Origin of the sequence: Agromyces sp. NPDC057865 (genome assembly GCF_042796995.1) — a bacterium.
Classification (GTDB): domain Bacteria; phylum Actinomycetota; class Actinomycetes; order Actinomycetales; family Microbacteriaceae; genus Agromyces.
In genome coordinates this window covers 291910-303769 of record NZ_JBHVMJ010000001.1, presented here as the reverse complement: position 1 = coordinate 303769, position 11860 = coordinate 291910, and the positions used below count along the sequence as shown (strand labels likewise).

Below are 11860 nucleotides of genomic sequence, written 5' to 3'. Positions count from 1 at the left end.
ACGATCAGCCTTCCTGGCGCGGCGGGAGCTCGCCCGAGCCGCGCTCGATCAGTCGGGTCGGCACGATCGTACGCGACGCCGGGGAGTGGTCGCCGTCGAGCCGGGCGAACACCCGCTCGGCCGCGATCCGCCCGATCGCCTGCGGGTCCTGCGCGACCACGGTGACGCCGGGCTCGAGCAGGTCGCCGAGCGGCACGTCGTCGAAGCCGACGAGCGCGGTGTCGTGGTGCCGGCCGAGTTCGCGCAGTGCGCGGATGACGCCGATCGTGACGAGGTTCTGGGCGCTGAAGATCGCGGTGGGCGGCGTCGGGGAGTCGAACAACGCGATCGTCGCCGCGCGAGCGGACTCCTCGTCGTGGAGTCCTTCTACGACGGGCACGTCGCGGGTCGCGACGCCGGCGTGGCCGAGCTCCTCGAGGAAGCCGCGGCGGCGCTCCCGCGCCGTCTGGATCACGTGCCGGTCGCCGAGGTAGGCGAGGCGCCGGTGACCCCGCTCGAGCAGGTGGCGGATGGCGAGCGCCGCACCCTCGGCGTTGTCACTGACGACGGCATCGGACGTGATGCCGGCGGGCTCCCGGTCGACGAACACGACCGGGGTGCCGCGGCGCAGCTCTGGCGCGAGGTAGGCCTGGCTCTCGGAGACGGTGGTGAGGATGAGGCCGTCCACGCGCCTGCGCAGGAACGCATTGACCGCCTCCTGCTCGCGGTCGGGATCGTCGTCGAGGCTCGACGCGAAGACCGCCACGCCGTGCTCGAGCGCGGCATCCTCGACGGCGCGGTGCACGGCGCCGGCGAACGGGTTGTCGACGCTGCCGACCAGCAGGCCGAGCGTTCGGGTGCGCCCGTCGGCCCGTCGCAGGTTCCCGGCGTGCAGGTCGGGCTGGTAGTCGAGGGTGCGCGCGGCCGCGGTGACCTTCGCGATCGTGGCGGCGGACACGTTCGGCTCACCGTTGATCACGCGCGAGACGGTCTTGACGCCCACGCCGGCGAGCGCGGCGACGTGCCGCATGGTCGGGCGGGAGCGCGGGTTCCCGGCGTCCGAGGGCGGCGCATCTGACAACGATGTCACGATCTGATCTCCAATTGGCAAGTTCGACTTGACTATACACACGGGCATGGATTAGACCTAACGTGACATCGTTGTCAGGGTGACAACGGTCGCCCCAACACCCGGAGGAGATTCACCGATGAATCGCACAGCACCTGCGGCGTTCCGTCGCCGCATGATCATGGCCGGCTCGCTCGCCGCGGCCGCCGCACTCGCCTTCACCGGATGCGCCTCAGGCGGATCCGCCGGCTCGACCGATGCCGGAGGCGACGAGACCATCGGCGTCTCGCTCATCGTCAAGACCACCACCAACCCGTTCTTCATCGCGATGCAGGAGGGCGCGGAGGCGGCTGCCGAAGACCTCGGCGTCGAGCTCACCATGGCGGCGGGCAAGGAGGACGGCGACGAGGACACGCAGATCCAGGCGATCGAGAACGCGATCTCGAAGGGCGACGCGGGCATCCTCATCACCCCCAACGGCCCCGCCGTGGAGGACGCGCTCGTGAAGGCCCGCGACGCCGGCCTGTACGTGATCGCGCTCGACACGCCGCCCACCGACCCCGAGTCGGTGGACATCACGTTCGCCACCGACAACTTCCAGGCCGGCCAGGAGATCGGCGAGTGGACGGCGGCGAAGCTCGGCGGCGAGAAGGCGACGATCGCGCTGATCGACCTGTTCGACGACAAGGTCGTCACGGTCGACTACAACCGCGACCAGGGCTTCCTCGACGGCATGGGCATCGACACCGCCGACGCCGAGGCGAACGGCGACGAGGCACCCACCGGTACCTACAGCGGCGGCGACTACGAGATCGTCGGCAACGAGGCCTCGCAGGGCGCCGAGGACGGCGGGCGCACCGCGGCCGAGACGCTGCTGTCGAAGAACCCCGACATCAACGTCGTGTACACGATCAACGAGCCGGCCGCCTACGGTGCGTACGAGGCGTTCAAGGCCGCCGGCAAGACCGACGGGCTCATCGTCGTCTCGGTCGACGGCGGCTGCGCCGGCATCGACGCCGTGAAGGACGGCATCATCGGCGCCACCAGCCAGCAGTACCCGGTGAAGATGGCGGAGCTCGGCGTGCAGGCGATCCACGACCTGGTGGAGACCGGCAAGGCGCCCGAGGTCAGCGAGGGCCTCGACTTCTACAACACGGGTGTCGCCCTCGTCACCGACGACCCGCAGGACGGCGTCGAATCGATCGACACCGCCGAGGGCGGCGAGATCTGCTGGGGCTGAGTCCCGGCACCCGACCGTGAGGCGGTACGGGTCGGTGGCGGATGTCGCGTGCGGGCGCAGCCCCGCGGCATCCGTCGACTCCCCGCCCGACCCGCGCCGCCTCACTTCACCGCCTTTCCACACACAACGGGAGTAATCACGTGAGTCAGCACACGACCGAGCCGGCGGCATCCGGCAGCACTCCGCAGGGCGAGCCGCCGACGTCGGCGCTCGACCTGGCCGAGGAGTTCCTCGACCGCACAACCCCCCTCAGCCGCATCCGCAGCACGCTGCACCGCTACCCGGCCCTCAGCCCGGCCATCGTGCTGGTGCTCGCCGTGATCGTGTTCGGCCTGCTCAACGATCGCTTCCTCAACCCGGCGAACCTGTCGCTCATCACGCAGCAGGTCGCGGTGGTCGGCACGCTCGCGATCGCCCAGACGCTCATCATCCTCACCGCGGGCATCGACCTCTCGGTCGGCGCGGTCATGGTGCTGAGCTCGATGGTGATGGCGCAGACCACCGCGCAGCTGGGCCTGCCCGCGGTGCTCGGCCTCTTCCTGGGCCTCGTCGTCGGACTCGGCGCCGGCGCCCTCAACGGCTTCCTCGTCACGAGGCTGAAGCTGCCGCCGTTCATCGTGACGCTCGGCACGCTCAACATCTTCGTCGCGCTGACGCTGCTCTACTCGGGCGGTGCCACCGTGCGCGGCGCCGAGATGCCCGAGCTGCTCACCTGGACGGGTGCGACCTTCAACGTGCTGGGCGTGAACTTCACGGTCGGCGTGGTGATGATGCTGCTCCTCTACGTGGTGGTCGCCTTCATCCTGGCCAAGACCGCGTGGGGTCGCCATGTCTACGCCGTGGGCGACGACCCCGAGTCGGCGCGGCTCGCGGGCATCCGGGTGAACCGCGTGCTCCTGAGCGTCTACCTCGCCGCTGGAGCCATCCTCGCGATCGGCGCGTGGATCCAGATCGGCCGCACCAACGCCGCCTCGCCGAACGCCGGCGTCGACCTCAATCTCGACTCCATCACCGCCGTCGTCATCGGTGGCACGAGCCTCTTCGGCGGCCGTGGCACGGTGTGGGGCACCCTCCTCGGCGCGCTCATCGTCGGCGTCTTCCGCAACGGCCTCTCGCTCGCCGGGCTCGACGTGCTCTGGCAGACCTTCGCGGTGGGCGTGCTCATCATCGTCGCCGTCTCCGTCGACCAGTGGATCCGAAAGGTACGCAAATGACCGACACCATCGCAGCGGATGCCGCGGGCGCCGCGCCCGGCGAGAGCCGCACCCCCATCCTCCGCGCCCGCCGGCTCGTCAAGACGTTCGGCCGCGTCGTCGGCCTCGACGGGGTCAGCCTCGAGCTGTACCCGGGCGAGGTGCTCGCCGTGATCGGCGACAACGGCGCGGGCAAGTCGACGCTGATCAAGTGCCTGACGGGCGCCGAGGTGCCCGACGAGGGCGAGATCTTCCTCGACGGCCGGCAGGTGCACTTCAAGCGCCCGCAGGACGCGCGGGCCGCCGGGATCGAGACGGTCTACCAGAACCTCGCGGTGTCGCCGGCGCTCGACGTGGCGTCGAACCTCTTCCTCGGTCGGGAGGAGCGCAGGAAGGGGCTGCTCGGCTCGGTCTTCCGCATGGTCGACCAGAAGGGGATGCGGCACAAGGCGAAGGCCGAGCTGACCACGCTCGGCATCTCGACGCTGCAGGACGTGACGGTCCCCGTCGAGAACCTGTCGGGCGGGCAACGCCAGGCCGTCGCGGTCGCCCGCGCCGCCGCCTTCGGCTCGAAGGTCGTGGTGCTCGACGAGCCCACGGCCGCGCTCGGCGTGCGCGAGTCCAACCAGGTGCTCGAGCTCATCCGGAACCTGCGCGACCGCGGGATCCCCGTGATCCTCATCTCGCACAACATGCCGCACGTGTTCGACGTGGCCGATCGCATCCACGTGCAGCGGCTCGGCAAGCGCGCGGCGACGATCACGCCGCAGACCCACTCGATGACCGACGCCGTCGCGATCATGACGGGTGCGGCGCGCGCATGAGCTGGTCGAGCGAGGAGGACCGCGTCGAGCTCATCGCACGGTTCACAGCGCGGCCCGGGAGCGAGGAGGAGGTCGCCGGGCTCCTCCTCGCCCTCACCGCGAAGGTGCGCGAGGAACCCGGATGCCTCGCCTTCGAGCCGTACCGGGCGACTCTTCCGCCCGCCGGCGCAGCGGTGACGGCCGGACCCGAGCGAGCCGGCGCGGCCTTCACGGTGCTCGAGGCGTATCGCGACGAGGCGGCGTTCGCCGAACACCTCGCCGCGCCGTACGGCGCCGAGTTCAATGCGGCGCTCGGACCGCTGATCGTCGAAGACGGGTCCATCCTCACGTTCATCGCGCCGCTCTCCTGACCAGTCGTCGCGACCTCGGGGTCCGACCCGAGCGGGTACGGTGGGGAGGACCCCGAGGAGCACCATGAGACCCGGACCCCGGCGCAGCATCAGCCAGGCCGACATCGTCGACGCCGCGTTCGAGCTCCTCGAGCAGAAGGGCATGGCGGCCGTGTCGGTGCGCGGCGTCGCCGCCTCGCTCGGGCTCACGCCCACCGCGATGTACACGTACTTCCCGTCGAAGAACGCGCTGCTGCGCGCGATGGTCGAGCAGCTCCTGTCGACGATCGACCTCGCCGCGGCATCCGACGCCGATGTCGCCTGGCGCGACCGGGTGCACGCGCTCGCCGCGGCCCTGCTCGACCGGCTGGCCGAGCACTCGGGATCGCTCGTGCTCGTCACGAGCGGACCGCTCGACGGCAAGCACGCGCTCGGCCTCAACGAGGCGCTCATCTCGGGCTTCGCCGGCGACGGGATGCCGCACGCCGAGGCCGCTCGCGCCGCTGTCGCCGTGCGCGCCTACGTGCTCGGCGTCGCCGCACTCGAGGCCGCGGAGCGGGCGGGCCGCGAGACGCCCGACGATTCGGTCTCCGAGACCCTGTGGTCGGATGCCGCCGCGTTCCCGCTCACCGAGGCGACGACGGATGCCCCGGGCGACGGCTTCGCGTGGGGGCTCGACCGGCTGCTCGACGGGTTCGGCCGCCGCGCCGCCTGAGGACCCCCTGCCGGCGATCGAGTAGCGCCCGGCGTAGCCGGACGCGTATCGAGATCCTCGCTCCCCGTCCGATACGGGTTCGCGTCTCGATACGCGTCGCCTGCGGCGGCGCTACTCGACGACCGGAAACGCGGCGAGGCGCCGACCCCGAAGGGCCGACGCCTCGCCGGTGCATCCGGTCAGCTCACTCCGCGCTCGGCGGGGTGACGCTGATCAGGGCGGCGCGGTTGTCGTCCATGGACTTCTTGACCTGGATGACGGTGCCGTAGCCGACACCCGAGTCCGCCGGGTTGCCCGAGCCGAACGGCCCGAGTCCGATGTCGAGGCCGTCGTAGGCCGGCAGGCGGTTGCCCTGCAGGTCGTACAGCGGCGTCGTGTACAGCGCGTTGCCGACCGACGGCACGACGGTCGACGCGTCGCGGTCGCGGTAGAACAGCGCACCGTCGGACTCGCGCAGCGCGAATCCGGGCACCCAGCCCTGGTCGTCGGTGAAGGTGCTCACCGGGTCGAGGGCCGTGATGTCGGTGCAGAACTCCGTGAGCGCCGCGTTGGTGAAGCACTCCCGGAAGGGGTGCGTCTTCGTGAGCCCGAACGCCGCGTTCGACGACTGCGCACGCGAGGGCATCACGTTGAGCGTCGACGGGTCGGCGTCGGCCGCTGCGCCCGTGCGCTGCAGCGGGTTGAAGTGGCTGTCGACGATCAGCAGGCCGCCCTTGGCGCCGTAGCCGGGCAGCGCCGTCTCGTTGGCCGTGATCTGGTTCGCGCTGCCGTAGGTGGTGTCGCGGTACCAGATCAGCGCGCCGGGCGCGTTGTAGGCCAGCTTCTCCACCTTCCACGCGTCGACGCTGTACGTCGAGTTGTAGGCGTACTTCAGGCCCTCGTCGAACCCGTCGAAGTTGCGCCACTCGACCAGGTAGTACTGCGCCTTGATCGAGGTGCCGGTGTCGACGCGCCAGCCGGGGCCGGTCGTCGTCGTGAACGAGGCGACCTGGGGCGTCCAGCCGTTGTCGCCGTTCTCGACGTCGTCGCTCCACACCGTGGTGGCGCCGCTGGTCAGCGCGAAGTCGTCGCTGAACCAGCCGCGGTCCTGGTACGCCGCGTCGGTGGCGAGGCGCAGGCGGAGCTGGACGTTCTGGCCGGCGTAGGCCGAGAGGTCGACGTACTGGTGGGCCCAGCCGTGCGAGTCACCCGTGAGGCCGTACTTCTTGTTGCCGTAGTCCGCCATCCGACCGTTCGGGTCGGCGTAGCCGTCGGGCGTCGAGACCTCCGTGCCGTCCTCGCCGCGAACCTTCAGCTCGGTCCAATCGGCACCGCCGTTGGTCGAGACCTCGACGAAGCCGTAGTCCCAGTCGGACTCGATGACGAAGTTGTTCCACATCCAGAACTTGGCGTCGGCGGGGACGTTCGAGATCGAGCGGCCAAGGCGCAGGTCGGCCCAGTCCTGGTCGGCGCCGGTGTACCACATCTTCTCGCCGCTGTGCGGCGCGGCCAGGGTCACCACCTTGTCGGGCAGGTTGACCTTGATGCCGTCCTGCGTGCCCTTCTTCGGGCGCGAGGTCTGGCCGACCTTGACGGTGGAGGGAGCGTCGCCCGGGTCCACCTCGACGGGGTCGACCCAGCCGAGCACCCACTTGTCCCAGAGGCCCATGTGGGTCGGCATCGACTGGAAGATCGGGCCCGAGTGCGAGCCGGAGCTCATGAGGTCCCAGAAGTCGACGTCCGAGCTCGCCGCGTTCGACGTGTCGTACAGGTCGGGCAGGCCGAGGTCGTGGCCGTACTCGTGCGCGAACACGCCGACGCCCGAGTCCTCGGGCTGCACGATGTAGTTCGACAGCTTGAGGTTCGTGCCGGGGATGTCGGCGCCGCCGGCCACGGCCGACGAGTGCGCCCAGATGGCGTAGGTGCTCTCCGCGCCGCCGCCGCCGGACTTGTCCTCACCGGCGTGCACGAGCACCACGTGGTCGATCACGCCGTCGGGCTCGAGCACGTTGCCGTCGCCGTCTCGGTCGCCCTGGTCCTCGATGTCGTAGTCGGCCCACGGGAAGTTCGGCTGCGCCTTCGCGAGCGCCGCCACCGCGTCGATGGGCAGCTGGCCGGGACCGAGCGGGTTGTCGGGGTGGCCCTGCATGTCCTGGATCGCGCCGGCCTGGTACTGGCCCTGCTCGTTCTTGAAGCAGAGGCTCGCGCCGTAGTACGCCTCGGAGTGCGGGACGGTCACCCACGGGGTGGCCGAGCCGTGCACCGTGTAGGCGTTGCGCGACATCTCCTCGTACATGTTCTTCATGGTGTAGCCCGAGATGTCGAAGCCGGGCTTGCCGTCGGGACCGGTGAGGTCGGTGCGCACGCGCTCCGTGATGCCCTCGTCGGTGAAGAGCATCTTGTTGTAGTGCTCGGAGGAGAAGTCCGGCACCCACATCGAGTTGTTGTCCTCGAGGTCGTAGCTGGCCGGGTCGGGGATGTTGTTGTGGAGCGGGCCGTTCTGCACCGATCCGGGCTTGCACTCCGTCGAGCCGAACGCCGTCGGCACGTAGGAGTTCGTGAAGTCGTCGTTCGCGTTCTCGTCGAACTCCACGAGGATGGTCAGCAGCTTCGCCTCCTGCGTCGTCTTCGACTGCTTGAGCTGCTTCTGCTTGATCTGCTTCGGGCTCTTGCCCGTCTCGACCGACTTCGCCTCGAGCTTCGCGAGCCCGCCGGCCGCGACCGGGTTGCCCTGGCCGAACTTGCGGTCGAGCGCGTCCGCCTTCTCGATGGCGGCCTGCGTCGCCTCAGTGCTCTGAGCGGATGCCCCGGCCTTGATGGACCCGGCGACGGCTTCCTGGTCGGCGCCGAAGGCCTCCTCCGCGCGCGGCGCGACGTAGTTCATGTAGTACTCGTCGTCGCCGATCACCGGCGCCGAGATGTGCGATGGCGCGGCGGTGGCCGTAGACGTGCCCAGGGTCGCCAGACCGGCGGCCGCGAGCGCGAGCACGGGGATCGTCGCCACCGCACGCCTCCGGGCGCGAGTGGTGTTTCCGAACATGCTTCTCCCTCCAGGTGCCCCGGGGGATGACCCTCGAGACACGAAACAACGTCCGCCGGGTAGACGGACGTAAGCGGAATCCTGCACTGCCACACCGTCCTATGGAAGGGCCTTCCGAAATCTGTGGAGAGCCTGCGCAGTTCCATTGCGCGAGCGAGCATGAATCCGGCGAATCACCCTCGAACGAGGCACGGATTCGCAGTAGCCGAGGGGTCCTCAAGACCGCCTGCGTTGGCGACGCCGGAGGCGGGGGCATAGCCTTGGCGCGATGGGGAGACGGATTCGGATCAACGCCTACGTACTGGCCGCGGATCCGTGGTGGCTCGAGGCGAGCGTGCGGGCCTACTATCCCGTCGTCGACCGCATCGTCGTGTCCTACGACCAGGATTCGACGTCGTGGACGGGCACCCCGATCCCCGTCGAGGAGTGCCTGTCCCGGCTCCGCACGATCGATGTCGAGGGCAAGTGCGACTTCCGCCCCGGACACTATGCGCGGCTCGATGAGCACCCGCTCGAGAACGACACCTTCCAGCGCACCGAGGCGCTCGCCGCGGCATCCGACGGCGCAGACTGGGTGCTGCAACTCGACACCGACGAGGTGATCGCCGACCTCGCCGAGTTCGTCTCGTGCCTCGAGGAGGCCGACGAGCGCGGCGCCACCGGGCTCGAATACCCGTCACGCTACCTCTACACCCGCACTCGCTCGGGCCGGTTCCTCGAGATGTCGTCGCGACTCTGGGGGACCATCGGCAACTACCCCGGTCCGGTGGCCGTGGTGGCGGGGACGGTTCCGCGCCACGCCCGCCAGGCCGACATCAGCCCGTTCCGGGTGGACTTCGCAGCGAACAACACCGACCCACGGCATCCGTCGGACGCCATCGTGCAGCGCGTCATCCGGCCGCAGTCCGGGATCCTGCACTACTACTGGGTGCGCAGCGAGGAGCACATGCGTCGCAAGGCGGAGTGGTCGGGCCACGCCGACACCTACTCCGAGCCGGCCCGCATGCGCGCCTGGCGGTGGCGCACACGGCATCCGCTGCTCACCACCCTGGGCGCGCCCTTCCAGCCGTTGGACAACCGGTTCCGCCTGACCACGCTGCCGCCGAGTCGCCGGCAGTGGGTGGGGGAGTCGTGAGCGCGTCGCCCGCCCGCCGGACCGTCGCGTTCGTGAACAACAGCCGCGAGACGTTCACGCCGACGGTGAGCGGGGCGATCGCGACCTGCGTCCTCGAGGTCGGTCGGGTCGCACTCGCCGAAGGGTTCGACTGCCCGGTCATCACGCGTCCGGCGGATGCCGCGCCCCACGACTGGCCCGACCTGCGGCTGCTGGATCCGATCCGGCAGCACGGTGCGACGAGCGCGAAGGCCCTCCGGGCGCGCCGGCGGCTCAACGGCTGGGCGCGTCCCGACCAGTGGGTGTTCGCGCGCGAGGCGCTCGCGGAGCTCGAGCAGCTTCGGCCGCGGGCCGTCGTCGTGAACAACGACCCCGAGGTCGCCGTCTTCCTGAGCCGGAAGCTGCCCGGAGTGCGGATCGTGCACTGGTTCCACAACCTCGAGATGTCGAGCGACCGGTTCCGTCGCCGGTTCGCCGCCGATCGCGGCATCCGCTCGGTCGCGGTCAGCGGCTACCTCGCCCGCGCGGTCGAGCAGGTCTACCAGCTCACGCCGCTCACGGTCACGGCGGCGCTCAACGGCGTTGCGGCCGATCGATTCGGCACGGAGCGCACGTCGCCGCTCGTCACCGTGGGGTACCTCGGCAGGCTCGCGGTGGAGAAGGCGCCCGACACGCTCGTCGCGGCCTGCATCCGCGTCGCGGAGCGCGGGACGCGCTTCCGGCTGCAGCTCGTCGGCGACACCAACTTCGGGTTCTCGGGCCGCAACCCGTTCATCGACGGGGTCTCCGCGCTCGTCGCCGAACTCGAGGGCCTCGGCATCGAGGTGGTCCGCACGGGGCATCTCGAGCGCGCGGGGATCCCCGGCGCGCTCGCCGGCAGCGACATCCACGTCACCCCCTCCCGGTGGGACGAGCCGTGCGGTCTCACGACGCTCGAAGGCCTCGCGAGCGGGCAGGCCGTGGTCGGCAGCGCGACCGGGGGAACGCCCGAGCTGCTCGACGGCGCGGGACTGCTGTTCCCGCGCGACGACATCGATGCTCTCGCGGACGTGCTGGACGGACTCATCCGCGATCCCGGGGCGCGCGCGTCCTGGGGTGCCCGTGCGCGAGCCCGCGCGGAATCGCTCACGTGGGAGCGGACCTGGGACGGGCTGGTCCGGGCGGCGGGGCTCCGCGCCGACGGCGGGAACTGAGACGCCCATGCACCTCGTGTTCGTACTGCCGATCGGTGAGTACTACAGCCAGGCCTGGACGGGTGCCATCGCCACCATCACCCGGCACCTCGCGGGAGAGTTGACGGCGGAGGGCCATTCCGTCACCGTCATCACGCCCGACGACGGCGGCGCGCCGTTCACCGAGGGCCGGGTCGTCCGGCTCCGTCACGGGTCGGCCCATCCCGTGCCGCCTTTGCGACGCAAGGCGGAGGCAGGTCGGGCTCGCCTCCGCGGGTGGACCTGGCCCGAGTACGGTCCGTACCTCCGCGAGGTGCGGCGCGCGCTCGGTTCGCTCGACGCCCCGATCGACGCCGTGGTCGTGGCGAACGACCCGGGCACGGCGGGACGGCTGGCTGAGGACGGCGTTGCGGATCAGACCGTGCTCTGGCTGCACAACCGTCTGGAAGGGCCCGAGACCCGGCCGTTCGCGACCCTGCCCGACCGGGTCTCGGTCGTCGCCGTGAGCCGGGCGGTCGCCGACTGGACGCGCGAGCGTTACCTGCCGGCGACCGAGATCCCTGTCGTCTACAGCGGCGTCGACCACGAGGTCTTCCATCCGCGGGGCGACTGGCTCGAGCCGCTCGACCCGGTCCGCGTGATCTGCCACGGGCGCATCGATCCCAACAAGGGACACGAGGTGGCCGCGGCCGCGGTCGCGCGCGTGCGCTCCGACGGCCTTCCCGTCGAGATCACCCTCATCGGCCAGGTGCGCACGTTCGGCTTCAGTGCGGAGGAGGAGGCCGCGTACGGGCGCCGGGTGACGGCCGCGATGGAGGACGCCGGCGGAACCGTGCTGGGCTGGATGCCGCATGCCGAGCTGGCCGAGCAGCTGCGACGCCACGACGTGGCCTGCGTGCTCTCGCGCGTCGACGAGCCCTTCGGGCTCGTGAACCTCGAGGCCATGGCGTCGGGCTGCGCGATCATCGCGACACGCCGAGGCGGCATCCCGGAGGCGGTGGGGTCGGCGGGCGCATACGTCGACGCGGACTCGCCCGACCAGGTCGCCGACGTGATCGCCTCGTGGGTTCGAGACCGGACGCAGCTCGCCGCAATGAAACGCGCGGCGGTCGAGCGTGCGAGCAGCTTCACGTGGTCGGCGACAGCGGCCGGGCTGCTGCGGCTGCTGGGCTGAGTCCCCGCACCGGCTCCGATCGGTTCGGGTCG

General features: G+C 70.6%; 10 protein-coding genes. 8 read left to right on the top strand and 2 right to left on the bottom strand.

All coding sequences use genetic code 11. The features are described from left to right. Positions 1-4: 4 nt before the first annotated feature. On the bottom strand, positions 5-1009 hold the full coding sequence (locus tag ACFVN5_RS01355) for a LacI family DNA-binding transcriptional regulator (RefSeq protein ID WP_376954280.1): 1005 nt from the start codon (positions 1007-1009) through the stop codon (positions 5-7). 178 nt (positions 1010-1187) lie between these two features. Between ACFVN5_RS01355 and ACFVN5_RS01350 the strand changes: the two genes are divergently transcribed. The 5 genes from ACFVN5_RS01350 to ACFVN5_RS01330 all read left to right on the top strand — a co-directional run bounded on the left by ACFVN5_RS01350 (position 1188) and on the right by ACFVN5_RS01330 (position 5349). Further along, complete coding sequence (locus tag ACFVN5_RS01350) at positions 1188-2288, top strand: substrate-binding domain-containing protein (protein WP_376952838.1); 1101 nt, start codon at positions 1188-1190, stop codon at positions 2286-2288. A gap of 215 nt (positions 2289-2503) precedes the next feature. Further along, entirely contained in the window at positions 2504-3502 is a 999-nt protein-coding gene (locus ACFVN5_RS01345; protein WP_376954279.1) for an ABC transporter permease, read from the top strand. After that, positions 3499-4305, top strand: coding sequence for an ATP-binding cassette domain-containing protein (locus ACFVN5_RS01340; RefSeq protein WP_376952837.1), 807 nt, complete (start codon positions 3499-3501; stop codon positions 4303-4305). The genes ACFVN5_RS01345 and ACFVN5_RS01340 overlap by 4 nt, the downstream gene beginning before the upstream one ends. Beyond that, entirely contained in the window at positions 4302-4655 is a 354-nt protein-coding gene (locus tag ACFVN5_RS01335; protein ID WP_376952836.1) for a putative quinol monooxygenase, read from the top strand. The genes ACFVN5_RS01340 and ACFVN5_RS01335 overlap by 4 nt, the downstream gene beginning before the upstream one ends. Positions 4656-4719: 64 nt before the next feature. Beyond that, positions 4720-5349 carry a TetR/AcrR family transcriptional regulator gene (locus ACFVN5_RS01330; protein WP_376952835.1) on the top strand — a complete coding sequence of 210 codons (630 nt, stop codon included), beginning with the start codon at positions 4720-4722 and terminating at the stop codon, positions 5347-5349. A 184-nt stretch (positions 5350-5533) separates the two neighbouring features. On the opposite strand, the gene ACFVN5_RS01325 is transcribed toward ACFVN5_RS01330, so the two are convergent. Then, positions 5534-8332: an immune inhibitor A domain-containing protein gene (locus tag ACFVN5_RS01325; protein WP_376952834.1), complete on the bottom strand. Its 2799-nt coding sequence runs from the start codon at positions 8330-8332 to the stop codon at positions 5534-5536. Positions 8333-8636: 304 nt separating this feature from the next. Here ACFVN5_RS01325 and ACFVN5_RS01320 point away from each other — a divergent pair, with 304 nt between their 5' ends. From ACFVN5_RS01320 to ACFVN5_RS01310, 3 genes are read left to right on the top strand one after another with little or no spacing between them, the layout of a single operon-like run. Beyond that, complete coding sequence (locus ACFVN5_RS01320; protein WP_376952833.1) at positions 8637-9503, top strand: hypothetical protein; 867 nt, start codon at positions 8637-8639, stop codon at positions 9501-9503. Next, positions 9500-10675, top strand: a complete 1176-nt coding sequence (locus tag ACFVN5_RS01315; protein WP_376952832.1) for a glycosyltransferase family 4 protein — start codon at positions 9500-9502, stop codon at positions 10673-10675. The genes ACFVN5_RS01320 and ACFVN5_RS01315 overlap by 4 nt, the downstream gene beginning before the upstream one ends. A gap of 7 nt (positions 10676-10682) precedes the next feature. Continuing rightward, positions 10683-11828, top strand: a complete 1146-nt coding sequence (locus ACFVN5_RS01310) for a glycosyltransferase family 4 protein (RefSeq protein ID WP_376952831.1) — start codon at positions 10683-10685, stop codon at positions 11826-11828. Positions 11829-11860 lie beyond the last annotated feature (32 nt).

What these genes read in the sequence shown, in the direction of transcription:
- ACFVN5_RS01355 (WP_376954280.1), bottom strand. Translation starts at nt 1,009, where the DNA reads ATGCGGCACGTCGCCGCGCTCGCCGGCGTGGGCGTCAAGACCGTCTCG.
- ACFVN5_RS01350 (WP_376952838.1), top strand. Translation starts at nt 1,188, where the DNA reads ATGAATCGCACAGCACCTGCGGCGTTCCGTCGCCGCATGATCATGGCC.
- ACFVN5_RS01340 (WP_376952837.1), top strand. Translation starts at nt 3,499, where the DNA reads ATGACCGACACCATCGCAGCGGATGCCGCGGGCGCCGCGCCCGGCGAG.
- ACFVN5_RS01335 (WP_376952836.1), top strand. Translation starts at nt 4,302, where the DNA reads ATGAGCTGGTCGAGCGAGGAGGACCGCGTCGAGCTCATCGCACGGTTC.
- ACFVN5_RS01330 (WP_376952835.1), top strand. Translation starts at nt 4,720, where the DNA reads ATGAGACCCGGACCCCGGCGCAGCATCAGCCAGGCCGACATCGTCGAC.
- ACFVN5_RS01320 (WP_376952833.1), top strand. Translation starts at nt 8,637, where the DNA reads ATGGGGAGACGGATTCGGATCAACGCCTACGTACTGGCCGCGGATCCG.
- ACFVN5_RS01310 (WP_376952831.1), top strand. Translation starts at nt 10,683, where the DNA reads ATGCACCTCGTGTTCGTACTGCCGATCGGTGAGTACTACAGCCAGGCC.